This is a genomic window from Nonomuraea sp. NPDC050663 (assembly GCF_044456985.1).
GTDB lineage: Bacteria > Actinomycetota > Actinomycetes > Streptosporangiales > Streptosporangiaceae > Nonomuraea.
The window spans coordinates 663,942-690,929 of record NZ_JBITGL010000003.1 but is presented as its reverse complement, the minus strand read 5'-3'; the positions used below and the strand labels follow the sequence as shown (position 1 = coordinate 690,929).

General features: G+C 67.8%; 21 protein-coding genes and 2 pseudogenes. 14 read left to right on the top strand and 9 right to left on the bottom strand.

The window, feature by feature from the left end:
* Nucleotides 1-1,314 carry an amidohydrolase family protein gene (locus ACIBH1_RS12035; RefSeq protein WP_397313706.1) on the top strand — a complete coding sequence of 438 codons (1,314 nt, stop codon included), beginning with the start codon at nt 1-3 and terminating at the stop codon, nt 1,312-1,314.
* Nucleotides 1,315-2,041: 727 nt separating this feature from the next.
* Here the strand turns inward: ACIBH1_RS12035 and ACIBH1_RS12030 are convergent.
* From ACIBH1_RS12030 to ACIBH1_RS12020, 3 genes are all read right to left on the bottom strand, one after another.
* The gene (locus ACIBH1_RS12030; protein WP_397313705.1) at nt 2,042-2,608 is read right to left on the bottom strand and encodes a hypothetical protein; all 567 of its coding nucleotides are present in this window, start codon (nt 2,606-2,608) and stop codon (nt 2,042-2,044) included.
* On the bottom strand, nt 2,605-3,162 hold the full coding sequence (locus ACIBH1_RS12025; protein ID WP_397313704.1) for an RNA polymerase sigma factor: 558 nt from the start codon (nt 3,160-3,162) through the stop codon (nt 2,605-2,607). The genes ACIBH1_RS12030 and ACIBH1_RS12025 overlap by 4 nt, the downstream gene beginning before the upstream one ends.
* A 1,286-nt stretch (nt 3,163-4,448) precedes the next feature.
* Entirely contained in the window at nt 4,449-5,240 is a 792-nt protein-coding gene (locus ACIBH1_RS12020) for an IclR family transcriptional regulator (RefSeq protein WP_397313703.1), read from the bottom strand.
* Between the two features lie 303 nt (nt 5,241-5,543).
* Here ACIBH1_RS12020 and ACIBH1_RS12015 point away from each other — a divergent pair, with 303 nt between their 5' ends.
* The 6 genes and pseudogenes from ACIBH1_RS12015 to ACIBH1_RS11990 form a co-directional block, all read left to right on the top strand.
* A complete protein-coding gene (locus ACIBH1_RS12015; RefSeq protein WP_397313702.1) occupies nt 5,544-9,746 on the top strand; it encodes a LamG-like jellyroll fold domain-containing protein in 4,203 nt (1,400 codons plus the stop codon).
* A gap of 186 nt (nt 9,747-9,932) precedes the next feature.
* Nucleotides 9,933-10,082 carry a hypothetical protein gene (locus ACIBH1_RS12010; protein WP_397313700.1) on the top strand — a complete coding sequence of 50 codons (150 nt, stop codon included), beginning with the start codon at nt 9,933-9,935 and terminating at the stop codon, nt 10,080-10,082.
* A 165-nt stretch (nt 10,083-10,247) separates the two neighbouring features.
* A complete protein-coding gene (locus tag ACIBH1_RS12005; protein ID WP_397313699.1) occupies nt 10,248-10,691 on the top strand; it encodes a hypothetical protein in 444 nt (147 codons plus the stop codon).
* A gap of 932 nt (nt 10,692-11,623) precedes the next feature.
* Entirely contained in the window at nt 11,624-12,112 is a 489-nt protein-coding gene (locus ACIBH1_RS12000; RefSeq protein ID WP_397313698.1) for a hypothetical protein, read from the top strand.
* Between the two features lie 6 nt (nt 12,113-12,118).
* Entirely contained in the window at nt 12,119-12,328 is a 210-nt protein-coding gene (locus tag ACIBH1_RS11995; protein ID WP_397313697.1) for a hypothetical protein, read from the top strand.
* A 705-nt stretch (nt 12,329-13,033) separates the two neighbouring features.
* Nucleotides 13,034-13,380, top strand: a pseudogene (locus ACIBH1_RS11990) (IS630 family transposase); the annotation flags it as partial.
* Between the two features lie 265 nt (nt 13,381-13,645).
* Here ACIBH1_RS11990 and ACIBH1_RS11985 read toward each other — a convergent pair.
* Complete coding sequence (locus tag ACIBH1_RS11985; protein WP_397313935.1) at nt 13,646-13,762, bottom strand: VOC family protein; 117 nt, start codon at nt 13,760-13,762, stop codon at nt 13,646-13,648.
* Between the two features lie 96 nt (nt 13,763-13,858).
* Between ACIBH1_RS11985 and ACIBH1_RS11980 the strand changes: the two genes are divergently transcribed.
* Entirely contained in the window at nt 13,859-14,269 is a 411-nt protein-coding gene (locus ACIBH1_RS11980; protein WP_397313696.1) for a hypothetical protein, read from the top strand.
* Between the two features lie 1,020 nt (nt 14,270-15,289).
* Here the strand turns inward: ACIBH1_RS11980 and ACIBH1_RS11975 are convergent.
* Nucleotides 15,290-15,721: an MmcQ/YjbR family DNA-binding protein gene (locus ACIBH1_RS11975; RefSeq protein WP_397313695.1), complete on the bottom strand. Its 432-nt coding sequence runs from the start codon at nt 15,719-15,721 to the stop codon at nt 15,290-15,292.
* Nucleotides 15,722-15,967: 246 nt separating this feature from the next.
* On the opposite strand from ACIBH1_RS11975, the gene ACIBH1_RS11970 reads away from it, so the two are divergent.
* Complete coding sequence (locus ACIBH1_RS11970; protein ID WP_397313694.1) at nt 15,968-16,693, top strand: DinB family protein; 726 nt, start codon at nt 15,968-15,970, stop codon at nt 16,691-16,693.
* Between the two features lie 183 nt (nt 16,694-16,876).
* Here ACIBH1_RS11970 and ACIBH1_RS11965 read toward each other — a convergent pair whose 3' ends face one another.
* Nucleotides 16,877-19,663, bottom strand: coding sequence for a BTAD domain-containing putative transcriptional regulator (locus ACIBH1_RS11965; protein ID WP_397313693.1), 2,787 nt, complete (start codon nt 19,661-19,663; stop codon nt 16,877-16,879).
* A gap of 363 nt (nt 19,664-20,026) precedes the next feature.
* Here ACIBH1_RS11965 and ACIBH1_RS11960 point away from each other — a divergent pair, with 363 nt between their 5' ends.
* From ACIBH1_RS11960 to ACIBH1_RS11950, 3 genes are all read left to right on the top strand, one after another.
* Nucleotides 20,027-21,037 carry a hypothetical protein gene (locus ACIBH1_RS11960; RefSeq protein WP_397313692.1) on the top strand — a complete coding sequence of 337 codons (1,011 nt, stop codon included), beginning with the start codon at nt 20,027-20,029 and terminating at the stop codon, nt 21,035-21,037.
* Between the two features lie 60 nt (nt 21,038-21,097).
* Nucleotides 21,098-21,919: a helix-turn-helix transcriptional regulator gene (locus ACIBH1_RS11955; RefSeq protein ID WP_397313691.1), complete on the top strand. Its 822-nt coding sequence runs from the start codon at nt 21,098-21,100 to the stop codon at nt 21,917-21,919.
* 80 nt (nt 21,920-21,999) lie between these two features.
* Nucleotides 22,000-22,764 (top strand): SDR family NAD(P)-dependent oxidoreductase, encoded by a 765-nt coding sequence (locus ACIBH1_RS11950; protein ID WP_397313690.1) that lies wholly within the window; start codon nt 22,000-22,002, stop codon nt 22,762-22,764.
* A 26-nt stretch (nt 22,765-22,790) separates the two neighbouring features.
* Here the strand turns inward: ACIBH1_RS11950 and ACIBH1_RS11945 are convergent, their stop codons facing one another.
* Nucleotides 22,791-23,072, bottom strand: coding sequence for an integrase core domain-containing protein (locus ACIBH1_RS11945; protein WP_397313689.1), 282 nt, complete (start codon nt 23,070-23,072; stop codon nt 22,791-22,793).
* Between the two features lie 319 nt (nt 23,073-23,391).
* A pseudogene (locus tag ACIBH1_RS11940) lies at nt 23,392-24,060 on the bottom strand (IS5 family transposase); the annotation flags it as partial.
* A gap of 587 nt (nt 24,061-24,647) precedes the next feature.
* Here ACIBH1_RS11940 and ACIBH1_RS11935 point away from each other — a divergent pair.
* On the top strand, nt 24,648-25,076 hold the full coding sequence (locus tag ACIBH1_RS11935; RefSeq protein WP_397313688.1) for a GNAT family N-acetyltransferase: 429 nt from the start codon (nt 24,648-24,650) through the stop codon (nt 25,074-25,076).
* A 71-nt stretch (nt 25,077-25,147) separates the two neighbouring features.
* Complete coding sequence (locus ACIBH1_RS11930) at nt 25,148-25,660, top strand: Sua5 family C-terminal domain-containing protein (RefSeq protein WP_397313687.1); 513 nt, start codon at nt 25,148-25,150, stop codon at nt 25,658-25,660.
* 376 nt (nt 25,661-26,036) lie between these two features.
* Here ACIBH1_RS11930 and ACIBH1_RS11925 read toward each other — a convergent pair whose 3' ends face one another.
* Nucleotides 26,037-26,531: a hypothetical protein gene (locus ACIBH1_RS11925; protein ID WP_397313686.1), complete on the bottom strand. Its 495-nt coding sequence runs from the start codon at nt 26,529-26,531 to the stop codon at nt 26,037-26,039.
* Nucleotides 26,532-26,988 lie beyond the last annotated feature (457 nt).

The following is a 26,988-nucleotide window of genomic DNA, read 5'->3' as shown; positions in this document are numbered from 1 at the left end:
ATGAAGAGCCTAATTGCTGGTGGCATCGTGATCAGCATGGACCCAGCGGTCGGCGATCTGCCCCGCGGTGACGTGCTCATCGAGGAGGGCGTGATCACCCAAGTAGACGAGCGCATAGACGCTCCCGACGCGGAGGTGATCGACGCCGGCGGTCAGATCGTCATGCCCGGCTTCGTCGACAACCACCGCCACAGCTGGCAAAGCGCTTACCGGGGCGTCGGCGCCGACTGGACCTTCCCTGAGTGGGCGCTGGCCATGCACGGCACCGTCAAACCCCACTACACACCCGAGGACGTTCACGTCGCCACCCTGCTCGGCCGGCTGGAGGCTCTGCACTCGGGCATCACCACGATGCTGGACTGGTACCACGTAGCCCAGGGCCCCGAACACGAAGACGCGGCCATCGCCGCCCTGCGCGAGGCGCCCGGCCGCTCGATCTTCTGCCTCGGCGCCGGCTGGGCCGATCACCGCCCAGTCGACGATGACATCCGTCGCGTGCACGCCGCCCTGGCCGACACCACTGCGGACCGCTCCGGCCTGCTCACCATGGCCTGGGGACTGCGCGGGGTCGAGGACACTAGCGTGGACATCGTCGCAGGGGAGGTGATGCTGGCCGACGAGCTCGGCCTGCGCACCAGTCTGCACATCGTCTCCGACGGCACCACGCGCCCGGTCGCCGAGCTGCACGAGCACGGCCTGCTGCGGAACACAACGACGTTCGTGCACGCCAACGGCATCGGCGATGACGAGCTGCAGATGCTCGCTGACGCCGGCAGTTCGATTTCGATCAGCCCGGACGTGGAGCTGAAAATGGGCTTCGGCGCGCCGATGACCGGCCGCGCCCTGGCCGCAGGCCTGCGCCCGACCCTGTCCATCGACGTCGTCCCCTCGGTCGCCGGCGACATGTTCTCCGCGATGCGCGCCGCCTTTGCCGCCCAGCGCGGCTTGGACGGCGGCCTGCGCGCGCGGGACCTGCTGGCCTTCGCCACCATCGACGCCGCCCGCTCATGCGGCCTTGACGCCCGCACTGGCAGCATCACCCCCGGCAAGGACGCCGACATCATCATCGTGCGCACCGACGACCCGACCATCTTCCCGGTCACCGACCCTGTCGGCAGCCTCGTCTCGGCCGGCCACCCCGGCTTGGTCGACACCGTCCTGGTCGCCGGCCGCGTGGTCAAGCGCGACGGAGCCCTGGTGGGCGTGGGCCTGCCCGCGCTGCAGTCCCGGCTGATCGCCTCCCGCGACCGGATCGCGGCGGCCGCCGGAGTTCGTCTCGACGGCACCTGGCGCCCGCAGCCTCCCCGAACTTGAGCGCGTATGGATCGGTGCGGCTGACGCGTCTGTCTTCTCCGGCCGGCTCGCGCCGCTGCGCGACCGGGTCGTCCCCATCACCAGCCAGATCGCGCTCAACGATCGCGCCGTCGCCCTCCCGACCCCTGGTCACACCGCTGGTCACACCGTCTACGAGGTCAGCAGCGGGACCGGCCGGCTGCTCGTCTGGGGCGACACCCGTACGACGAGGTCGAAGCCGCTGACCTGATCGACCACGCCCGCCGACGTGCTGGGAGCCGACCGCGACGCCTACGAGGGCAAGCGTGTGGCGTCGATGACCGCCTTGGCGTGGAGCTCGGCGCCATCGGCCAGGGGGAGCATGAACGGCACGTCCTCGCGGCCGGTGGTGCGCACCGGTCGTAGCCGAGCGGCTGATCGCCACGACCGACATGGCAGGGCGGTCAGGAGGCGACAGCCGCGGACGGCTCAGGGCAGGGATCTGAGAGCTGGCCAGATTCCGGCTGATCTGCCACAGGTTCCGCCGACGCACCAGTCTGAAGGCCAGGGAGCGGCCAGGCTGATCACCCGAGTATCAACCGGCACGGCCCCCGCTGGTCGGCCTGATCCACTGAGTGACCTGATGGCCCTTCGCTCCCCGCGCCTCAAACCATCCTCGGTTCCACCCCGTACGAGATCACCTTCGAACCGATCCAGGCACTCGAACAGCAGTCCTGAGCTGCCGATAACCGGCCAGGCCACGCTCTCACTAGGGCCAGGGCACGCAGGTCAGCTTCTGCGCCGCGGGGACCAGCGCGATCGACACCGCGAAGGGGACACGGTCCGAGTCGAACTGAGCGAATCCGATCGCGATCGTGGCGCCGGCCGGGATCGCGATCGGGTCGACGCGGAAGTTCCTGTCGTGGACTTCGACGAGGTTCCCCGTCTCCTTGTCCATTCCCGAGCGCTGGCCGTCCTGGTGTGGCTCGGTGCGGAAATGCGCTGCCGTGTCGGGCGTGCCGCATCTCTGACCGATGGTGACCTTGCTGCGCACGCCGTGGCTGCGCAACTTGGCCTCCAGGGTGGCCGGGTCCTTGATCTCGTTCACGGTGATGGTGAGGCTGCCGTCGGCGTTCTCTGCCACGGCGTACGCCGGAGCCGTACCACCGCTGAGCAGCGTCGGCACGGTGATCACGCCGGCCGCTACCGCGGCGATGGCGCCGATCCGGATCGCTTGCCGACGCCGACGCCGCGGGTGCACAGGCGGGGCGTCCGCGGCGCGGGCCTCCACCACACGGATCAGCTTTTCTTCGAGCCTTGTTTCGAAGGTGCTCATGCCAAAACCTCCATATCCTGCGCGGACAAGGGGAGCCGCAATGCCCGGCGAGCACGATGCAGCCGGACCCGGGCGGTGACCGGGCGGATGCCGAGCGCCGCGGCGGCCTCGGCGACCGTGAGATCGTCGACGGCGACCAGCTCCAGTACGGCCAGCTCGCCGTCCGGCAGGGCCCGCAGGGATTCGTGCAGTCTCCGCACGGCCCGGGCCGCGTCGATCTTCGACGACATCCGGTCGATGTCGTCCGGCTCCAGCAGCCGCCGTCCGGCGAACAGGCTCTCGCCCCGGCGTGCCCGGACGGCCCTGCGGAGTTCGGCGGCGACCACGTTCCGCGCGATGCCGAACAGCCAGGTGCGCGGCCCGCCGAACGAGCCACGATATGCCGCGGCTCCCTCGATGACGGCCAGGAAGACCTCGGCGGCCAGATCGGCGGCAAGGTACGGATCGGCCACCCGCCGGGCCACGAACCGCGTCACCTCCTCCACGTGAGCCCGGTAGAACCCGGCGAAGGCCGCCGGATCCGTCCCGATCGACCTGATCTCCGCGATCTCCATCGGCGACTCCCCTCGATCTTGCTTGACACCGGTGAGTGGCCGCCGCCGCGAAATGTGTTACTCGCCCAGCTCAGGCACGGAGTAGGCGCGCGGGCCGGAAGGGCCACTGGCTCCAACTCCACCGCTGCGACAAGACCACGCCAGGAGAGCTCGACGGGGAAGCCATGCCCGGCAGCCGTGATCAGCACCCCTCGACGGTCCTCCAACGCTCCAAGGGCGGGCCCCAGCGCGGCGAACACCTTCCGGAACTGCGTCACCGACCCCGGCACATGCTCCCGCAGGCGACCATGCCCGAGCTCGCCGCCCTCCGCCAGCTGGTTCACCATCCCCAGGGACATCGGCCTGCGCCGGGTACTCGACCGTCACCATCTCGAACAGGCCGACATCGATGCCCTCGTCCAGGGCCTCCAACCCCACGCCAGCAGACTGCTATGGAGAACCTGTACCGCTTCAACCCCTCCCCTGCGTAGCGCGGGAGCGTTTGCCCCTCGCCATCAGACGTGGGCGGAGCACGGACCTTGATCCCGTGACTCCCCGCCCAAGCCGTCTTGATGTCCCATCGTGATCGCGCATGGGAGTCAGGGCGTGAGTAACCCCTACTCAACACGAACCCCGAGTGCCTCATCGGTCCTCACGTCGGGCCGCCCGGCTGGTGTCAGCACGTCCGACAACGAGTAGCCGCAGCGTCGCTGAGCCACTCCCGACGTGTTGCGCGGCTGCCCACGGCGATGCCGACGGCGAGACGCGGGCGCTGACATCTCGGTCACCGTGGCGACCGCCGCGCGCAGATCCCGCTGCGGCACCATGGCGTCGATTGCCTCCTACATCTGATCCAGGCGCAGCTCCTCGCCGAATTCGGTCACCTTCAGCAGCATCTTGGCGGCCGCGGCGAGGTAGCCGAGTGCCTGGCCAGGTTGGGCTGCCTGCCTGCCCGCTCCTTGCCCGCGGCGGTCTCGGCGTTGCCCAGCAACTCGATAGTGACCAGCAGATCCAGCAGAGCCAGGCAGCATCGACCGCCTTACCTCACCTGCACATCGGCACCGAATGCCATTCCAAGACCATGATCTGATGACGCAGAGCGAGAATCTCGGCATCCTTGTCCCGATCGCTCATCAGCAATGGCTGTAGCGCTGCGGTCATAGGCCAGACGAAGAGGCACGAACGGCCTTCCTGCCGCACCGGTCTTCCTCCACGGAACGAGTGGAGACCGCCCACGCCGTGCAGAGCTTCACAAGGCCATGACCTGGCCAGACAAGCGTCAGGCGCAGTGCAGCCGGTCCCGGTCGTCAGCGCGCTGGGCTGTTGTTGCGCATGGCCGATAGGCGGGACTTCACGCTCAGCAGGGTCTCGATGATGATGTCCTCCCGGCCACGCTTGAGCCGGCTGATCGGCACTGAGACGCTCAGCGCGTCCACCGGCCGGTGGGAGAAGGGGAGCGCAACGCCGAAGCAGCGCACACCCATACAGGACTCTTCGCTCTCCTCTGAGTAGCCGAGCTGGGCGGCCTTGTCGATGATCGTCAGCAGGTCGCCACGGTCAGTGATCGTGAGGGGGGTGATCGCCTTGATCTGCTCGGGCACGAACGCCTCGCGGGCTTCCTCCGGCATCTCCGCGAGCATCGCCCGGCCCAGTGCGGTGCTGTAGGCGGGGAGTCTGCGGCCGATGGCCGAGAACATGCGGAGCGGGTACTTCGACTCACGTTTGGCGGTGTAGATGATCTCCGTGCCGTCCAGGCGTCCCAGGTGCACCGTTTCCTCGGTGGCGGCCGAAATCTCGTCCAGGATCGTGCTTGCACGCATGAGGACGGGGTCGCCGTCGATGAAGGCCGAGCTGACCGTCAGCGTGTGCACTCCGAGCCTGTAGGTGGTGCCCGTCTGGTCCGTATCTAGCCAGTTACTGGCGCACATGGTGCGCAACAGCGAGTGCAGGCTGCTCTTCGGGATGCCCAATCGGGTGGCCAGCTGCAGCTGGGTGCTGGGGCCGTTGGCTGCGATGTCGTCCAGGATGTCAAGAACGCGCCCAGCGGACTTGACAAGAGGGCCGGGAAAGCTGCCGTCGACCTTCTTGTCTGCTTCCACAGGGCTTCCTCATCCGTCTGTCATGGTGTCGAGCTCTTATACCAGACTAAACCACGTTCACATGGATGGATCGACCTGACTGGCCGCGCACTAACGATTACACACGGTGCGACTCGAGTTCACATATGCGAACCTGTTGTCACTTTGGTTCATATATATGAAACACATTCTTGACAGTGTTTTTACCACCGTCATACGTTCTGGGCGTCGGGGGGTCTGTCCGAACCCTCATGGGAGCTCTGTATGGAAGTGCCCCGCAGGTCAATCCCCTTTCCTCTTCGATCCATCGCGAGACTGGTTGCGTTGCTGCTGGTCGTCGCGGGTTTGACGGCAGTCCCGGCTCCGGCCTTCGCCGCCCCCGACACCGACGGGCAGCTGCGGATCCTCCTGTTCTACAAACCCAACTTCCACGCCTCCAACGTGCAGGCCCGGCAAGCCGTACGCGATCTGGCCACCCAGCTCGGCGCGCAGTACAACCAGCCGGTGGACATCCAGGAGACCGACGACCCCGGGGCTTTCACCACCGCGAACCTCGCCGTCCGCGACGCCGTGGTCTTCGCCCAGACAGGCGGTGTGCTCTTCGACACCGCGCAACGCGCCGCCCTGGAGTCCTACATCCGCGGGGGCGGTGGCTTCATGGGCCTGCACTACACCGGCTGGTCGGTCGGCCAGAGCGAGCACGACGTCAACCCGTTCTACGCCCGCCTGGTCGGCGCGGTCTCCGAAGGACACCCCGAGAATCCCGGGGTCCGGCCGGGCCGGGTGTTCGTGACGAACTCCGGTCACCCCCTGGTGCAAGGCGTGGCCGCCAGCATCACCCGCAGCGACGAGTGGTACGACTGGGTCGTGAACCCGGCGCCCTCGGTGCGCACGTTGATTCAAGCGGACGAGTCCTCGTACGGCATGGGCAGGCAGGGTTCCTCACACCCGATCACCTGGTGCCAGCAGATCGACTCCGGTCGCTCCTGGTACACCGCGATGGGCCACGAGGGCACTGCCTACGCCGAGCCGTACATGCTCGCCCAGATGAAGAACGGTCTGGCCTACGCCACCAAGCTGCTGGCCGCCGACTGCACGCCGCCGGTGAAGGACCAGGCCGGAGCCTGGAGCGGAGTCACGCCGTGGCCGCTGGTCCCGATCAACATGTCGTTGACTTCGGACGGCCGGGTGCAGTCCTTCGGTAGCGTGGGCGGTTGGTCGACCGACGCGACGCCGTACGACTGGACCGGGAACGACACGGTCACCCAGGGCGGACAGATGGAGATCGACGTCTGGAACCCCGCCCAGCCCCGAACCTTGTCGAACGTGAACAGCGGCATCCTCCCGAACACCACCTACACCGACCTGTTCTGCGCCATGCAGGTGCAGAACCCGCACGATCACTCCACCATGACTGTCGGCGGCGACGACGGCATGGGCGGGAACGCGCCCAACGACGGGTCGGTCGGCGTCACCGGCTACTCCACGAACAACGGGCTGCAGAACAAGGCGCCCATGAACTTCCCGCGGTGGTACCCGACCGGGACCACCATGCCCGACGGGTCCGTCGTCGTTCAGGGCGGCAGCTTGACCGGCGGGCCCGGCGGACGCGGTGTTCTCACCCCGGAGATCTACACGCCGATGGCGGGCTCGGGCTGGAAGAAGCTCGACGGCGCCAGGAGCCCGGCCGCGTACGGCGACGGCGGAGCCGACCACGCGGGCGCGGACGAGAACCGCTGGTGGTATCCGCGCGCGTTCGTCGCCCCCACGACCGGAACCCTGTTCAACCTCACCGGCACACAGATGTACGAGCTCAACCCCGCGGGCAACGGGCAGGTGACCCTCCGCGGCACGTTACCCACGAACATCTCCAACCAGGGCGCGAACGGCAACCCGGTCGGCGCGACCTCCACCGCCACGATGTTCCGCCCCGGAAAGATCCTCCAGGTCGGCGGCGGCTGGTGGGGCAACGGCGGTGGCCCGGACGGCGCTCGCGCCGGCTTCGTCATCGACATCACCGGCGGTACCGCCAACCCCGTCATCACCGCGACGCAGCCGATGAAGTACCAGCGCCACTGGGCGACCTCCACGCTCCTGCCCGACGGCAGAGTTCTGGTCACCGGCGGAAGCAGGGTGAACAACGGCAACGACGGCTACGTCACCAACCCCGAGATCTGGGACCCGGCCACCGGTGCCTGGACCGAGGTCGTCCTGCCGCACGAGCACGCCCGGCTCTACCACTCCACGGCTCTGCTGCTGCCCGACGGCCGTGTGATGGTCGGCGGCGGCGGCACACCCGGCCCGCGCAACTACACCGACGTCGAGTACTACTCCCCCGGCTACCTGTTCAACGGCAACGCCGACGCCCCTCGCCCGGTGATCAGTGCCGCACCGCAGAAGGTCGGCTACAACGGGACCTTCCAGGTCACCTCCACCGGCACCATCTCGCGCGTGACCCTGGTCCGCAACGGCTCGGTGACGCACGGGTTCAACAACGACCAGAACTTCCAGGACCTGACGTTCAGCCAGAGTGGCAGCACGGTGAACATCACCTCGCCGCTCAACGGCAACTACGCGCCGCCCGGCTCGTACATGTTGTTCCTCTGGGACAACACCGGCACTCCGTCGGTGGCGAAGGTCCTGCAGATCGACCCCGCCGTCGTCATGACGCAGCTGAACCCGCGCGTGGTCGACCAGTTCGAGTACCCGCGGCTGCCCGCCGAGTGGCGTACCAACAACCCGCCCGCCACCGTCGACGTCGCGGCCGGCAACACCCGGATGGTGCCGTGGAACGTCGTGAGCCAGGTCCAGCTGGTGCGCGGCAACGCGACCGGTCAAGGTGGTCTCGGCTTCACCGGCTACCAGCTCGCGCTGGGCACGTCGGGCAGCATCCAGCGCACCATCAGCGATCTCACCCCCGGGACGTCGTACCGGGTCTCGCTGCGCCACGCCCGTGACGCCCGGTCGGCGGGCACCGCCCCGGCGACGGCGACCTTGTCGATCAGCGGGCTGAGCGTGACACTCACCTCCACCACGGCCCAGCCGTCGACCGCAGCTTACGCCACGTACAGCGGCACCTTCACCGCCGCATCCGCTTCGCAGCAGCTCACCCTGGCGGCCGCCGCCGGGACCGGCGCCGGCACGATGATCGACGACCTGGTGATCGTGGGCGACAACCCGCCGCCGCCCACGACCGGCATCCCCATCCGGTACGAATTCGAGGAAGGCACCGGCACGGCCGCCGCCAACACCGGCACTTTCTCCTCGGCCGGCCCGGCCGTCCTGACCGGGACCACCGGCTGGTCCACCAACGGCGTGCTCGGCAAGGCGGTCAACCTGCCCGGCGGCTCCACCGCCAACGCGGTCGACCTGCCTGACAACCTGCTCCTGGGCGCGGCCAACTTCTCCACCTCGCTCTGGGTCCGCCCCGACACGAAGAACAACTGGACAGGTCTGTTCCACATCGGCGACGGGCTGGGTTCGGCGGGAAGTTACTACCAGATCCAGATGCAGACCCAGGCCTCCGGAAGCACCGGGCTGGCCGTCACCTTCAAGGGCAAGACCGGCCCCGAGGAGCGGGTCTACGCCGCTCCGACGCGCGACGTGGTCGCCAACCAGTGGAACCACATAGCCTTCACCCGCACAGGTCCGATCGGCACCCTGTACCTCAACGGCGAAGTGATCGCGACCCGGACGAACTTCACGGTCGGCATGGCAGAAGTCGGCCCGACGACCAACAACTGGCTGGGCCGCAACGGCTACCCGGACGCGGCCTACGACGGACTGATCGACGACGTGCGCCTGTACACATCCACGCTGACCACCGCCGACATCGCCGCGATGTACGGCCAAGGCGTGTCGATCCGCCACACCTTCGACGAGGGGTCGGGCACCACCGCCGCGAACACCGGAACGAAGGCGACGATCGGCGCGGCGACGTTGCAGGGAACCACGTCGTGGAGCCCAACCGGCCAGTACGGCGGAGCGCTCTCCCTGCCAGGTGGCGCGGCGAGCACGAGCAACCAGGTCCGGCTGGCGGACAACATCGAGGCCGGTTTGACCAACCAGTTCACGGTGTCCTTCTGGGCTCGTCCGGACACCTTGCCCAACTGGGTGCCCCTGGTTCAGATCGGCAGCAGCACGGACACGTTCTTCCTGCTCCAATCAGCTACGAACGGAGGCACCACCGGGTTCGGCGCCACCTTCAAGGAGCCGGGGGTCGCCACCCAGGAGCGGCTGCTGCTCGGTTCGGGACGAGATCTACCGCTCGGTGCGTGGACGCATGTGGTGTTCACCATGAACGGGTCCACCGGGAAGATCTACTTCAATGGCGTACTACAGGCCACCCGTAACGACTTCACGATCACCATCGGTGAAGTGGGCGTGGGCGGCAACACCACGGCCAACTACATCGGTGGCACCAGTTGGGGTGACGATCGTTTCGACGGGCTGATCGACGACTTCCGGCTGTACTCCTACGAACTCAGCGCCGATCATGTGACCAGGCTCTATCAGGGGCGTGGGTAACCCTTGAGTACACGGGTGTGCCCTGGGCACACCCGTGTACGCATGCGATGCACGTTATGCCTACCGATTCCTGGCCGCCGCTGCGGACCACGCAGCCATCGAGTCCCCAGCCGAAGCCTGGTACCGGCACATCACCTTGGCCATGCTCGCTCATGCCTATCTCGCCGTCACCGCGGCATCCCTCGGTTGGAGCCCACCGACCTGGTGGTGGTGATGGATCAGGCACGGATCGTGGAGTACGGCAGCCCAGGAGCGCTCACCGCCCGCGACGGTGCTTATGCCCGGCTGCTTCAAGCTCAGCGCAGACTCTCTCCGCTGCACACCGGTCCCGGCTAGCGGCGGCTGCCGGCGCTGCCCCTGGCCGCCGTGGGGCGCAACGCCGTCCACGAGCGGTTGGGTCGCAAGGAATACATTTGCAAGAGCCTTAAAAGATTGTTGCAGAAAGTAGTTGAGCGGGCATCTTTCGCATATGGGTGGGGTGTTACGAGCTGATCTTTGTGGGTGGAGACCTTCACTGGGCTGCGGATGAACCGGTTCGAGCGGCTGGTACGGGTCGTGCGGGAACGTGGCGGAGCAGGTCCGGGGAAGGGCTGCGGCCCAGGACGCCCGTGGTGTCTCGCACTGCCGGAGCAGGTGCTGCTGGTGACCGAGCGGGGCCTGAAGGTCCGGTTCGGCCCGTGGCAGGTGGCGACCGGCCTGGACAACCTGCGCTCTGTCCAGGTCACCGGCCCCTACCACGCCCTCAGGGGCATCGGCCCGCATCTGTCGCTCGCCGACTGCGGGCTGAGCTTCGGCACCAACACCCGGCGTGGGTTGTGCCTCACCTTCCACCAGCCGGTGCGCGGTGGCGAGCCCACCGGTCTGCTGCGGCATCCGGGGCTGACCATCACCGTCGGCGACCCTGACGCGCTGGCACAGATCCTCCGGCCCAACCTCACGATGTGATCTTGCTAGGAGACGGGAACCGTGCGGGTGGGAATCGCCGGGGGGCGGGATCGGCGGGCTGACGCTGGCCAACGTCCTCCTCCCTCACGGCATCCAGCCGGCCGTCTTCGAACGTCACCACCGCCCGGAACACACGGTGGGCTACTGCCTGCACCTCCCACCCGACGCCCTGACAGCTCGCCCGGCAGTTGTGGGGCGGGCGCTTCCCGCATCGACGCTGGCAGCACTGCGAGACAACGGCGCGGGTTCGAGCCCTTCTCCCGGTTCTCGATCCTGGACCATCACGGGCGGACCCGGCTTCGGCTGCCGATGCCCACCACCGCGACCTGCTGAGGATCGGGCGCGGCCCGCTACGCCCGATCCTCACCCGTGAGCTCACCGGCCTCGTGCGGTGGACTCACACGGTCACCGGCTACCAGGCCAAGCCCGACGGCGTGAGCGTTGAGCTGGCCGACCGCCCCGCCGCCGACGGGACACGCTCGCGTCTGACACCCCTACTCACCGGTCGCCCCGCGGGTCGTCCCGGGGTGGGCCTGTTCCTGTCGCTCCATCTCCCACGCGTTCCCATCGCTGAACGCACCAGAAGCTTCAGACTGGACCGTCGCTGCGTGGTCGGTGGCCGCGGAGCTGCGCCGGTTCTCCATCGACCCTTCGGCGCTGTCCCCGCCCAGCCTGCTGCGGGAGGCGCATCACCTGCTGGAGGGCTGGTCGGCGTTGTACGGCAGACTGATCGAGGCGACCGATGCCGCCGCTGTGGCGGCCTTTCCATTCTGGTTCCCCGCCGCCCTCGCCCCCTGGCAGGCCGAACGGGTGACGCTGCTCGAGGGTGCCATCCACCCGATGCCTCCCACCGCGGGAGCGGGCGCCTCGCCACGATCATCGACGCCGTCCACCTCGCTGAGGACCTGGCCTCCGGTCCGTCGCGAGGGTCGGTGGCGCGGGCGCTGGCACGCTACCAGGAACGCCTGCTGGGCTACGCGCCGAAGGCCGTCCAGGATGCAGTCCCGGCACTGACGTGGCAACGCCGCCTGACCAACCCGCTCCTGCGGGTCGCCGCCACGCGGGTCCTGCTGCCCGCGATGGATCTGCTGCTCATGCCGGCCCCGTTGCGGCAAACAGCCGAGCCCCTGGGAGTCTGGAGGCACACACCCAAGCTTCAGTCGGGCGCATGGCGTGGGGCAATCCTTGGAGACGTGCTGACCGGGCTAGGCCGTGAGATCGAACGGGTCAGCGATGCCCTGGAGGCGACGATGCCCACCCGTCACGTGGTATCGCTGGCGCTGTACGGGCCGGTGCCGCGCGACAGGGAGGTGTTCGAGTTGGCCCGGGACCTCTACCGAGCGCACGGACGGGCGGGAACGGTCGAGTCCGTCGCGGCGCCCGAGGACCCGCAGGTGGTCGTGGCGCAGATACGCTCCTAGTACGGCGTGTCCGACATCGGCGAGGCCGCAGAACGTGCGGAGGCGGAGTTCCTGGCTCAGTACGCGCTGGAGCTGATCGCCGAGACGCTCGGCCCGACCCGCTCCGTCCACGCGGTGGAGTTCCGACCCAATGGCTGGTACGCGGCGGTGTGGACCGAGCGGCTGCTGCTCACTGAGGAGTGGGCGGCGATCATCTCGCTGACGGGTGACTCCTGACCGCTCCCTCGCCCACGCGGTGAAGCAGATGGAGTGAGCCGTGCCGCCATCCGAACCGCGCTGCCCGGCTGGCCGAAGCCCCCGCTCACTCCGGCCGAGGGCTCTGTCGGAACGTCCAGTTAAGTTACTTGCGGGTGCCGCCAACGGCTGTCCGCAGGTCCCTCAACCCCAGACATACCAGCTATATACCGCCGATCCCTAGCGTGAGGTTCATGGCCCGTCCCAGTCGGACGGACTGGGTGTCTCAGAAGGGGAATCACGTTGCGTAGACGTAAGATCGGCACCTTGGCAGGGGGACTCATCGCAGCCGCTGCCCTCATGGGCGGAACCACCCCCGCACTGGCGACTGTCCAGGTCTCATCGGCGACCAATGTCACAGCCGCGTGCGGGATTTCCGTCGCGAGATGGTTCACGCAAAGTAACAGCCGCTACGTCGAAGTGAAGAACACCTGCACGACATCAAAGACCTTCTGCGTGGACATCAACAACTGGCCCGACAAGGGGCCCTACACGATCTCCGGCTCAGACCTCTACAAGACGTTCCGCTACGCCGGCGCCGGGGCGCCTCGGGGCCGAGGAATCTACCTGGGATCGGACTGTGGCCCCATGTAGAAGGTGCGGGTAGGAATCGAGCCGCCCGACCCAAGCGACGGTGCGTAGCCCGGAAACTTTCCGGGCGGCTCGATTTCCGCCAAGAGCATTGACCACACCTGGGCCGCCCTGAGCTCGATCCAGGCCGCTCGTCCGGTCGGCGCCCCGATCTACCTCATCCTGGACAGCGTGTCGGCGCATAAGACCTGTCGCATTCGTTGCCTGGGTCAGAAGAAGAAGGTCAGTCTGCTCTTCACCCCGACCTAGGCCTCTATGGCCAACCCGATCGAGGTGCACTTCGGACCATTGCGCCAGTTCACCTTGGCCAACTAAGGCCATCCGAACCACACCGTCCAAGCCCGGGCTTTGCATGCCTACGCTGGCACAACGCCCACGTCCGCCACCCCGCCGTGCTGACCGCTCACCGCAGCGAGAAACGCGGCTCCCACGGCGGCCGTCCGCCGAAGTTCAACCCGCAGGACTACAAGGCTCGGCATGCGGTCGAGTGCGGCATCAACCCGCCTCAAGAGGCATCGGGCTGTGGCCACGAGGTACGACAAACTAGCGGTCCGCTACGAGGCAACCGTCCTCGTAGCGACGATCAACGAGTGGCTGTGACCAGCACATCCGCGCCATGCCCTCTCCGAGGAGGCCAGCGGCTGATGAACCGCCCGACCGAGCCTGAGCGCTACGGCGTCTGACCGGCGGCCTGTCACGCCGGTGATGTCAGGAAGACGTCAGGCAGAAGGGGTGGCCAGCCGGATCCAGGAGTACCCGCCAGCGTCCGTCGCCGGGCTGATGGTCCGGTTTGGCCGCTCCGAGTTCCAGCGCCAACTCCTCCATCGCATCGAGGTCGTCAGCGTGGAAATCCAGATGGAACTGTTGTGGCACGTCCTGACCCGGCCACTGCGGAGCCCGATATCAGATCTGCTTGCCGTGATGAGCATCGATGACCCGAACAGCGAAGACGGAGATCCTCCTGTCCAGGCAGTGATCGAGCTCATTGACCTCGCCGACGGCCGACGCCGAAGGATCTGGGCGAAGACCGGCACAGGGGACGGCTTCGGTCTGGGCTGGTCGCCGGACGGGCGGAGAATCGCTGCGACTTACACCGAGTGGCAAGTAGAGATCGACGATGGGGTCTGGTCGACCGTGGTCGTCGATCTCAACCATCGCTACCCGCCGTCCGGCGAACCGCCAACGCGCTACGGCCCGCACCCACCGCCAGTTTCATCATCGGGAGCGGAGCGACGCCCCATCACACCTTGGGTGTGCGGGGCGTCGGCGGTGATGACCATCATGAGAGAGGGCTTCTTTGTTGGCCGGAAAAGGGGGCTGGCCAATCTTTAGCGCCACACGTACAGAGACCACTTCTCGGACGTGAATGAGAACACGCATGTCCACGGGTAGCCCGTCTTCAGCTTCTGAATCTTACCCAGCGCCCTGCATTGGGCCTCAGTGCTATACGTGCCTACGTAGTGTTTACTGGCCGCGTGCGCACTACCGACTCCTGCGAAGAACATGCCTCCGACCAGGGTCGCGACGACCGTAGCACTACGGAAGGCCTGTCGAGCTTTCATGATCACTCCTCGAATAGCGTATACGAGCAGTGAAGCAAGCATGGGTATGTTTTCGGTATGTGTGCCACGTCGCTAGGCGGACAGGCCTCCAATGCCGTTTAGATAGCGATCTTGCCGGTAGCGTCACCTGGTGATCATCTCGGGAGAAAGGGCAGTTCGGGTCGTCTAACGGATCTCGTGGCGATCGGCGCACTGACGTCGCTGATCCCCGCCAGACATCACGACCATGCACTCGCAAACCGTCCTCTCACAGCGGCAGCCTCTGGGTGCCGGAAACTCGGCCAGTGAGGTGACCTGCGGTTTGGCGCGCGAGCGTCCACCCGCACGGCCATCCTCGGGGCCTCATCAACGAGTACCAGATCGCCAACTGAACCCTCGAAGAGCCCGCAGGCCAGACCCAAAATCCTATTAATGAGCCTCACAGGTACGCGAGGAACTCCTGCGCCAAGCCCACATCAATAGCTGGCAGATCGCCCTGGACCAGGCCCTGGCCGACAGCGACTGGTTCTGCGACGGACGCTTCAACCAGAAGGACCTCGGCTGGATCCAAGCCGCAGCGGTCCTTGAGGGCCGACTGGCTCAGGCGCGGAACTCTAGCTGACCGGATGTTCCCAATAGGCAGGGTCTTTGCGTGTGCAAGGGGGCGTATATCGGTGCCCCCGCTAGAGCGTGTCCGTGAGATCTCGGCGTTCGGCTGAGGTCGATCACCTGGTCGCGTCTTGCCGTACCCAGCACGCATGCGAGGAAGTACGTCGACATGTCCCTCACAACGCTCGCTGACGCCTGTGGTTCAGCCCGGTCCGCCGACTGCGGGACCTGGCCGGGGAACCTGTGCCGCTAGCTTCTTCGGCGCCCGCAGGCAGTAGCTCTCGATGAGCAGCTCGGCGATCTCGTCCCAGTCGGCCTCCGATTCGATCACCATGCCCACGACTTGCGGGTGCCACCTCGGTTTGTAGAACGGGTGGCCGGTGCCGACGAGCGCGGCGAGCTCGGCACCGTTGGAGCGGAAGGTCAGGACGGTGGCATCCCCGACGAACGGCGCGTCGCGGGTGTGGGCGGGCGGGTACTCGTTGCTGATACCGAGGACGTGGGCGAAGGTCTTCTTGCGGACCAGCCAGCGCGTGCCGACCCAGGCCTGTTCCTCGTAGACGCCGGGGAGTGCGAGGCACAGCGCGCGGAGGCGGTCGAGGACGTCGTACGGCACGTCGGGGCTGTCCGGCATCGCGTCTCCCAAAATTGTCGGTGCTCTCGTGCATGATGCCCGCCAGGAGCCTGAACCACGTCGGCATCGGCACCGGAACCCCTGTCCTAACCATTGGTCGGGCGCGGGTGGTTTCGTTCGTGAGTTCTGACCGCGCTTGAGGGCTGGAACCATGATCAATGTTCGGGAGAGCCGACCGCACCATGGGATGGATGTCGCGGGGTCAGGGCGGCCAGGTTGTCAGTACTCGTCCCTAGCATGCGGAGCATGAACATGAAGCGGTATGTCGACGAGGACCTGCACGGTGCAGAGTTCCGCGAGTGCGATCTGACCGGGGCACGCCTGATCGGCGTCGTCATGCAGGACGCCGTGATCGACGGGCTTATCACCAACCTCGTGGTGAACGGGGTCGAGGTCACCGCGTACGTCGAGGCAGAGCTCGACCGGCGTAATCCGGTGCGGCCGCTGATCCGCTCCGAGGACCCTGCCGATCTGCGCGAGGCAGCGCGTCAGCTCCATGCCGGCTGGGCCGCCACGATCGAGCGAATCCGTCGTATGCCCGGCATCGAGCGCCGCAGCGTGAACGACGAGTGGTCGGCCGTGCAGACGATGCGCCACCTGGTCTTCGTCCACGACTCGTGGTTCCGCCGCTGCTGCCTGGGCTCGACGGAGCTGTTCACGCCTATGGGCATCGGGACGACCGTCGAGCCCTACCGTGGAGCGCACGGGCTTGACCTCTCGCTCGATCCGTCCCTAGACGAGATCGTGAGCGTGCGTGACGCACAGGCCGCCGAGCTCGAGGCCTGGCTCGACAAGGTCACCGCTGAGCAGCTCGCCGGGCGAGCGCCGGTGCCCGACGACGATGTCTGGCCGCCGTACGCCCGGGGCCGCTCGGTGCGGCAGTGCCTCGGCACGGTGCTCAACGAGACCTTCGAGCACCACGGCTTCTGCGTGCGCGACCTCGACCTGATCGAGGCACAGGACGCTGAGTAGGACCGGCTACGGACTCACGCGGCACTTCTTGAGCATCCGGCGGGCCTGAGCCAGGTGCGGGCCGCCCGCCGGAGGGCGGCGAGCTCGTAGAGGTGCGCCCTGGAGGTCGGCGATCAGCGTGAAGAGGGCCGCTGCGAGGCCGTGGCCTACGAGTTCTACACCGCTATCGAGTATTTCGCCTCGTCACAGCTGGTGCTTGATCGGGCCTGGCGTGTCCGGGACCGGCTGCGCGAGATAGCCCGCCATCTCGACGGGGGCGAGGAGGCGGGCCTCGCACAGCAGCTCGAGCGACTCACGCCACTCTCGCCGCGCCTGCTCGTGCCGTCCGAGGTCGTGCAGGGTGTGGCCGAGCCACCAGCGGGATACGGCGGCGCCCATGGTGTAGCCGTTTTCGAGCTGGAGCTCGATCCCGCGACGGAACTCCGGAACAGCCTCTTGAAGCAGGCCGTGGGCGCGGAGAGCGTCGGCGAGGGTGTCGTGGGCGATGCCGAGGCTGCTGGTGTCGTCCAGCTCCCTCGTCATCTCCAGGGCGCGCCGCGCCTCGGCCACGGCTTCCTCGCACGATCCCTGGCGGTAGTGGAGGTGCACCAGGTTGTTGCGCACGGACGCCTCCGGCGCCCTGCGTCCTGCTCGCTGGACTAGGTCGAGCGCGTTCTCCAGTGCGTCGAGCGCGTCGTCGTAGCGGCCGATCAGGGTGTAGGTGATGCCGAGGTCGTTGAAGGTCCCCGCCTTCCGTTCCGGGTGCCCGGCCTTGTCCCAGCAGGCCAGACTTTCCAGCAGGAGGGACACGCTCTGCTCGAAGTGTCCCGCCTGCTGGTACACAAAACCGAGCCCCTGCAGCAGGAACGCCGCCCCCTGCCAGTCCTCCGTCTCCTTGGCTTGCCGCAGCGGTTCCGCGCTCACCTCGACGACCTCCGCGAACCAGCCCCGGAGGTCGTACAACCATTGCACGGTGTTCGTGAGACTCATCGTGGCCGAGTCCGCGGTGCGCGCCGCCTGCCGTACTGCTGCCAGGAGGTTGTCCCGTTCACGGTCGAGCCAGCCGTTGGCCGCCTCCACGGTGTCGATCGGCTCTCCTGGCTGCTCGGGATGGAAGTCCTTCACGGTCACGCCACGGCCACCTCGCAGCAGCTCGGAGGCCCGCCGCGAGCTGGCGGCGTAGTGGTGCAGCACGCGGCTGACGGCTCCGGTCGCTTCGCCGCACGGGACGTCCTGCTCGCGTGCGTACAGCCCGACGAGGTCGTGGAACTGGAAGCGTCCGGGTCCTGTGGGTTCGAGGAGGTGGGCGTCCAGCAACTGGCCGAGCGCGATCTCTGCACGGTGTTCGGACCAGCCGGACAGCGCAGCTGTGGTCGCCGGGGTGTGCTCGGCCAGGTCGAGCAGGCCGAGGAGGGGAAGCAGCCGAGCCGCGTCGTGCCCGGCGGGTTCCTCGCCCAACTGACGGTGGCTGACCGAGATGCTGGCACGCACCGCGAGATCGGCGTACTCCAGCAAGTCCAGCCGCCGGGTGGCGTCAGCCAGCCGTACTGCCAGATCGGACAGCGACCAGTCGGGGCGGGCCGCCAGGCGCGCGCCGACGATGCGTAGCGCGAGCGGGAAGCCGCCGCAGTGGCGCACCAGCTTCCGCGCCGCGTCCGGTTCGGCGTCCACCCGGCCCGGTCCGACGGTCCTGGTCAGGAGGGTGATCGCGGTGGCGTCGTCGAGCTCGCCGACGTGCAGGTGGCGCGCATTGTCGAGGGTTGCGAGCAGATCGCGGCTGGTGATCATCACGCGGCAACGGCGTCCCGAGGGAATCAACGGGCGCACTTGGCGCACATCGCGGGCGTTGTCGAGTAGCACCAACAGGTCGCTCGCCGCTGTCAGCGACCGGTAGCGCGCCGCAGCCTCGTCGAGGTTCGCGGGCACGGCTGTGCCGTCCAGCCCCAGCGAGCGCAGCAGGTGGCGAAGCGCTTCGAGTGGTGCCAGCGGGGCCAGCCCGGTGGTGGAGCCGCGCAGGTTGACGTAGACGACGCCGTCGCTGAAGCGCCCCGCCAGCGCGTGCGCGACGTGGACGGCCAGCGCGGACTTGCCGATGCCGCCGGGTCCGGAGAGCACGGTGACGGCGGCGCCGTCCGTCAGCTCGGCGCGCAGCCGTTCGATCTCGGCGCCCCGCGCGGTGAAGGATCGCACGTCGGCGGGCAACTCGGCCGGAGGCGCGCTGATGCCTGTCGCCACCTGCCTCGACGGTGCCAGATCGAGCACGGGGTCCTTGACGAGAACGGCCTGGTGCACGCGGCGCAGCTCGGCGCCCGGTTCGATGCCCAACTCCTCGACCATGGCCCGGCGCAGCCGCTGGTAGACCTCCAGCGCCTCGGGCGCCCGCCCGTCGCGGTACAACGCGAGCATGAGCTGCGCGGCGGGCCGCTCCCTGTGCGGATGCGCGCGGACATGCGCGGCCAGCTCGTCGGCGACGGCGCGCTCGTCGCCGACAGCCAGGCGTAGCTCGGCGTGGTCCTCCAGGACGGCCAGCCGCTCGTGCTCCAGCCGGTCGGCCTCGAGCCGCGCCCAGGGCGTGTCCACCTCGGTCAGTGCTGCGCCTCGCCACAGCCCAAGCGCCCGGCGGAACAGCCCGTCAGCGGAGGCCGTCGCGCCCTCGGCGCGGGCCGCGCGCGCCCGCTCGGCCAGGCGGGTGAATTCGCACGCGTCCACCTGTTCGACCGCGAGCCGGTACCCCCCGCCGGGGAGGGTCTCGATCAGCCGGGGGCTGAGGGTCTCCCGGAGCTTGGAGACCACGATGTGCAACTGCTTGGACGCGGTCGCCGCGGAACCGTGCGCCCACACGTCGGCGACGAGCCGGTCCTGCGAGACGGCCTTGCCGCCGGTGAGCGCGAGCCTGGCCAGCACCCCGATCCTGCGCCGCCCGGCGACCGCGACAGGGACGCCGTCGACCTCGACCTCCCAGGGACCCAGGCACCTGATCTCCAGCCTCAAAGGGAGCGCTCCCAACGTCGACGAAGATTCAGAAGTCTACCGGTTTGCGGAAACGCCGCCGGGGATCCGGTTCCTGGGCACGCTGGAGCCGGTCAGGAATCAACCGTGAAGCACTTGCTCGGCGCCGATCGCGATCCCGGGGCGTTCCAGCACCAAGCGCTGCATCCGCGGCCGCATGCCCTCCACCTGAGAGCGGGCGTCCGACCTGCCGATCCAATAAGCCAGTGTGACACCCGCACTCGTTCCTGGGTGTCCCAGACCCAGGATCCCGAGGCCTGGGACCGGCACCTGTCGGCAACGTGATCAGACGTGGGTGAGGATACGTAGATCCGCCCCCACTTCCCCGAAAAGGACTGACTTGCCATGCGCCTTCGCATGCTTCCCCTGCTCCTTGGCCTGGCCGCCGCGTTGACTGTCGGCATCCCCGGCACGGCCCCGGCCGCCGCTCCCACGCCGGAGCCCCTCGACCACTACGTCATCCCGGGGGACCGCGCCTTCCCGGTCGGCCTCGCCTACGATCCGCGCACCGGGCACTACTACACCGGCAGCGCCGCCGACGGCACCCTCTACCGGGGGCACGTGAACAAGGAGGCGGCCGAGGTCTGGTCCCCCGACGGCACCGACGGCCGTACCGTCACCGCCGGGATGGCCATGGACCTCGTGGGCCGCCTCTACGTCAACGGCGCCGCCACCGGCGTGGTGCGCGTCTACGATCCCAAGAACGGTGAACTGCTCGCCGAACTCACCGGCCGCGACGGCGGCTTCCTCAACGAGATCACCATCGCCGACGACGGCTCGGCCTTTGTCACCGACTCGATGCTCCCGGTCATCTACCGGATCACCGAACGGCGTGGGCAGTGGGCGATGGAGCCCTGGCTGGAACTCACGGACTCACCCATTGAGTGGAGCTACGGCCAGCACAACCTCAACGGCATCCTCGCCGTGGGCCACCGCCACCTGCTGACGGTGCAGAGCAACACCGGCCGGCTGTGGCGCATCGACCGCCACACCCGCAAGGTCACCGAGGTGGACCTCGGCGGGGACCTGCTGCCCAGCGGCGACGCGCTGGTCTCCGACGACGGGCGCCGCGTCTACGTCACCCAAGGCAACCTCTACGCGGAGGGCAACCGCGAACCCCGCGTCGCCGTCGTGGACTTCAGCCGCGACCTCACCCGGGCCAAGATCACCGACAGCCTGATCCCGCCGGGCGGCCTGCTGCACCCGGCCCAGGCCGCGCTCACGGAACACGGGCGGCTGCTGGTGGTCAACACCCAGTACAACCGCTTCCTCCAGGGGCTGCCCCCGCAATCCCTGCCGTTCACCATCTCCAGCATCCCTGTGCCGGACCGCGGTCGCAGGTCCAGTTCGATGTGACCGGCTCGAACCGGTCCGGTCCCCGGCCCGGTTCCGTGCGGTCCTGAATACGCTGGGGGCATGGACCGTCAAGAGCAGCTCCGTGACTTCCTCCGAGGCCGCCGGGCCCGGCTCACCCCCGCCGACGTCGGCCTCCCCAACGCCGGCCTCCGACGGACGCCCGGCCTGCGCCGAGAAGAGGTGGCCGTCCTCGCCGGTGTCGGGGTTTCCTGGTACACATGGCTGGAGCAGGGAAGGGACATCAAGGTGTCGGCGCAGGTGCTCGACGCCATCAGCCAGACTCTGCTGCTCTCCCCAGACGAGTGCGCCTATCTCTACCGGCTGGCCGGGCTCAACCCGCCGCCCGCCGAGCCCGCGCCGCGCACGGCTCTCGACGCGGACCTCCACCGCTTGCTGGACGCCTGGCTGCCCCGCCCCGCCTACATCCTGGACCGTCACTGGGGGCTGGCGGCCGTGAACAGCGTGGCCCGCGAGGTGTTCGGGCTCGGCGCGCGCGACTACAACTGCCTGGTGGCGTTCTTCACCAGCGCCCGCTACCGCGCCGCCTACTCCCATTGGGAGGAGGCGGCGCCGGATGTCGTGGCCCGCTTCCGCGCGGACGCGGCCCGCCACCCCAACGACCCGGAGTTCGACCGGCTCGCCGCTGATCTCAGTACGGTCAGCCGCGAGTTCGCCGAGCTCTGGGCCCGGCACGAGGTCACCGAGTCGGTGCACGGCACCAAGACTCTCACCCACCCCCGTAGCGGTGAGCTGGTGTTCGAGTACCGCAGTCTGCCTCTCCCGGATCATCCCGGGCATCGGGTGGTCCTGCACAATCCGGTGCCGGGCACGGGCACCCTGGAGCGCATGGAGCAGTTGGCGGCCATGGCCGAGGCGGCCTGACTCGCCATGTTCCTGGTGGTAGGAGACCCAGGATCGTTGCGCTCTGGCTCGCGTGCCGGTCCGGGCCCAAGCTCGGGGTCATGAGCGAATCCACCGCATCCCGGTACACCGGCAAGACCGTACTCATCACAGGCGGCACCAGCGGCATGGGCCTGGCGACGGCGCGCCGGCTGAGCGACGAGGGTGCCCAGGTGGTCATCACCGGCCGCGATCAGGGCCGGCTCGACGCCGCTGTCAAGGAGTTGGGCGGCGACCGCGTCCTCGCAGTCGCCGCCGACACCGCCGACCTCACCGCCCTGGACGTCCTGATGGAGACGATCCGTGGCCGTTACGGCAGCCTCGATGTCGTCTTCGCCAACGCCGGGGTGGGCGTCTTCAAGCCAAGCGCCGAGATCACCGAGGCGGACTTCGACCTGGCCGTCGCTGTCAACTTCAAGGGCGTCTTCTTCACCATCCAGCGGGCCGTCCCCCTGATGCCGCCAGGCGGGAATGTGATCATCAACGCCTCCTGGACCCTTCATCGAGGCGGGAGCGTCCTCTCCCTTTACTCCGCCACCAAGGCCGCGGTACACAACCTGGCCCGTACGCTGGCCGCCGACCTGGCGCCGCGCGGCATCCGCGTCAACTCCATCAGTCCCGGCTATATCGACACCCCGATGTACCCCGAGGCCGATCTCCCCCCGCAGGTCGCCGCCGCCAGCCGCGCCCGTGTCCCGGCCCACCGCTTCGGCCGGCCGGCAGAGATCGCCGATGCCGTGGCCTTCCTCGGCTCCGCCGAGGCCGCCTACATCAACGGCCAGGACCTCATCATCGATGGCGGCCTGGTCGCCACGATGCCGGACTGACCCAGCTTGTACCGCTTCCGGGGTGGTCAGGCGGACGGCAGTACTCGTTGATGGCACGGCTGAGTTAGCTTCCGGCACGGAATCCGGCCTTCCAGCGGCACCACGACGTGCTCGTCTTGATTGGGTGGGCGTTGTTGACGGGACTGGCGCGGTCGATGGTTGTTGTAGTGATCGGTGTACTCGTTCAGGATTGATCGAAGATGGCGTTCGTCGTAGATCAGCATGCGGTCGGTGCATTTGGTTCGGGAGGCTCGGATCCAGCGTTCGGCGAAGCAGTTGGCGCGGGGCGTTCGTGGTGGTGTCCTCATCACCGTGACGCCCTGGCTGGAGATGATCTCGTCGAAGGCGGCGGTGAACTTGGCGTCCCTGTCACGGATGAGGAACCGGAATGAGGTGGTCCGGTGCCCGAGGTCCAGCGCAGGACGGTGGCTGGGCGGACAACAAGCCGCGGCCGACGCAGGGCGGCTCGGGGCAGTGAGATCAGGAGCGCCGCAAGGAAGAGGCGGTCTTCGGGGGCGAAGCTCACCCGCACGTCGGTGCCGAGTCGCCGTTCCAAGACCATGACCTGGTGGCGTAGCGCGAGAATCTCGGCGTCCTTGTCACGATCACTCATCGGTAGCAGAGCTCCTAACGCAATGACGTCAGGCGTCGCCAGCAGATGAGTGCGCAGACAAGTTTCAGGAAGCTTCGTGGATGTCGGCGCGGGCCTCCCAGCGGATGCGCAGGCGACGAAACGCGTGCAGCAGAGCGAAGGATCCAGCGTTGTTTGCCCAGGCCGGAGCCGTGTTCGGTGCCGCGGCGGGCGATCAGCGGCCGGATCTGCAGCTCGCGGACCATGCGGCGGTACTTGTCGTGGTCGTAGCCGCGATCGGCCATGACAGCGTCGGGGCGTTGACGAGGCCGACCGCGCTTGCCGCGATTCTTCGGAATGGCCTCCAGCAGCGGGCGGAGCTGGGCCACGTCGCCTGCGGGGGGCGCCGGTCAGGTCGACCGCAAGCGGGAGGCCGCCCGCGCCAGTAATCAGATGGTGCTTGCTGCCGGCCCGTCCTCGATCGACCGGGGACGGGCCGGTCTGCGGCCCCCTTTTATTGCCCTGATCTGCGAGGCGTCCACCGCGGCCCGGGACAGGTCGGGCATGTCGGCGGCGCGGAGCCGATCGAGAAGCTTTTCGTACGGGCGCTGCCAGACGTCGGCCTTGTTCCACGCTGCCAGGCGCCGCCAGCAGGTCATGCCCGAGCCGTAGCCCAGCTCCTGAGGCAGGTGCTTCCAGGCGATGCCGGTGTGCAGCACGAACAGGCCCACCGCTCGGGTCCGCGAAACAGTGCCGAGTACCTGGGGCAGTACGAGGTTCGCGACAAACCGATCGTGAACATCGAGTTCTCCTTCTGCCATCCCGACGGGGCCGAAGCCTCTCACCCCCTCGATCACGACGGCGAGTATCGCCGAGCGCGGGGAGAAGTACCGCGGCGCCTCGTCGAGGAGCAGGTGAGGAGCGCCATGTTCGTCGGATTCGCATGGTTTCTTTACTACGACCAGGCGGTGATGATTCCGCCCGGGCGCCGGCGAGGTGTACAGCCTGGGCCTGGTCAACCAGCATGACCAGCCACACCACGGTAAACCGACATCATGCGGGCCACGAGTCGCGGCATCGAGGAGATCTATCTGGGCTCCCGCGTGACCGCGCGGTGAGCGGCGGCGCCGCCTGTGGCGGGCCGCATGCGCGGGCTGCATCATCGCCGAGATGGACGCCATCGAGCGCGACCGTACGGCGTTGCGCAGGCTGTCGATTGCTGTTTCCCCAGGTGGCCGCCCTCGCTGACCTGGGAACTTCGGTGACGACGAAGTGCACGCTGCACGCTATTGTCCCGATGGTGAATTGGAGTTTGATCGACCGGATGCCGACCCCGACTGAGTTCCTCACCGTCACGGACGCGGTGGGCTGGGAGCACGCATATGACCGGGACGCTGTAGCTGCGTCGCTGGCTGGGTCGCTGCGTGGAGTCGTGGCCGTCGTGGACAGTCAGGTGATCGGCGTCGGCAGGCTCGTCGGCGACGGAGCCATCTACTTCTATCTGCAGGATCTTGCCGTGATGCCGCCATATCAGCGGTGCGGGATCGGCGCGGCGATGCTGAGGAGGCTGGAGGAATGGATCGCCGTCCAAGCGGGGCCGAAGGCGTTCGTGGGCCTCTTCGCCGCCGGCGATTCGATGAGCTTGTACCGCAGGTTCGGCTACAGCCGACACGAAGGTATGACTGGAGCGTTTCGCGTTGGTCCTCACCGCGTCGATGAAGGTCGTGATGGTGCCGTGTAGGTCATCCGGCTGGGCGATGATCTCCAGGGCCACGGCGAGTTCGCGGTCTGCCGTCCGTCCGGCGCCAGGGGATGAGTCACGTCCTGGGTTGCAAGGCTTGGCGGCCCCATCCGGTCCTCCGCTCCGTGAACTGGCGCAGGGCCGGCAGGGCTTCTCCCATTTTCCAAGGCGGCGTAGGGGCCTGGCAGGCGGCGGTGCACATGACCGTCGTCTCCACCTGTTCCAGCCGGAGGTGCCCGTCTGGGGGTGGATGTTGTCGGTCGGCAAGCCGTGCCGACCATGGTCGCCGGCGTCTGGGGACGGCGTCCCGAGACGGCGTCGCAGGCCAGGAGGCGCCCTTCCCGGCGCAGGAGGTCCTGCTGCTGCACCCTGCGCTTCCAGGGACGTCAGTGCGAGCGCACGCCGTGGTGCGGTCTCCGACTCGATGGCCGGCCGCCTACGCGCAGAACCTGCATGTGTTCATGCGCAAGTTCGTTGAGCGGGGGTGTGACCTCATCATGGCTTGCCTGCCGGGTGAAGAAGGACTCAGGCTGGCCCTCGCCAACCGCCTGCGACGCGCCGCAGGGCCGCGCTGCATGGACTGACCCGCCAGCTCTCGGTCGGCGGAGCAGACCCCGGCGGCACGATCCCAAGGTGCAGGGCGGTCGGGCGCTGCCGAGGGCGAGACCGGGGAAGCTCGCGCCGCAACAACCGCCGCCCCCGGGCAGCGTCCGATTGGGGCTGGCGGAGTTAGGACCACCTCGGGGAAGGGTGATGAGCGGCCAGCAAGGGTGGGATCCTTCTACACGGCAGTATGGGATGTCGGCGGTGCTGCCTGGGACAGGCCGGGGGCGAGGCGATCGATCAGGCGGCGTTCGAACTGTGCGCCGGCAAACACCTGGGCGCCGTGCCCGCGCCGATGCTCGGGTGTCGAACGCTAGGTCCATCAGCCTTCTGGCGGGGCCCGCCGGACGGCATGGCTCAAGTGTTGAGACGCCTCCACTGCGCTGCGGTATTTGGACTGACCGAGCCAGTCGTCGCAGGCACCAAGCTAGTGCCTCGCTGGTCGTACAGCCTCCACTTGTAGTTCGGGCTGTCACTCTTGAAGCTCATGAGGTATTCGGCCCCACCGGTTTCCCAGTTCTGCTTCCAGTCGCTCTTGTCGCAGGAACGACCTCTGGCGGATCCGTTGCCGGTCGGGTTTGACAAGCACAGCCCGGTCCCGCGGTTCTTATAAAGGCGCTCACGGCTGGTGGCGCCGGTCAGCAGCTGCCATTGCTGCGTTGTCCTGCCGGCTCGGCAGTCTGTGGTGAAGACGCCGCCGTTGGTGTCTCCTGTGAGGCAGAGCTTGGAGTCGAGGTTCTTGAGCGTGTAGTAGGTGGCAGCCACTGCGGGGACGGTCGGAGCCACGAACACTGCGGCGCCGAGCGCCGCAGCGGCCACAGCGGCAGCTGACTTGATCTTGGTAGTGGTCACCGGAGCAACGTAGCCACGGCCGCTGTAGATTCGCTATCGAGGGCGACCGGCGAGGCCTACGCGCGACCCGGGCACCACAAGAAGGGCACCAAACCCGCTGCCGAGCTTGAGACATCACCCTCAGCGACCACTCAGAAGTCTGCCTTGCACTAAAGCGAAGATCGAAACTTAAACGACAAGCTCAAGGACACAGCCCAACGCCGAAGTCGGCTGGAGCGCTTGGGACCAAGCCACCGCCACCCGGGCACCGAAAGTCGGCGCCCATCGCTTGCGATGACTATGTAGGTGAGGGCGGGTACCAGCTATCGGTCAGGTGAGGCTCCACCCATATGAGCCGGAAAATAGTGTCGGTGTTTGGTACCACGAATGTCCGGCTGCTGAGACGATCGGGGTGCTCCGCATAGCGAGGGGGCACCGATCGTCAACAAGGGGAAGGCCGAACTGATCGCCAAGGGCG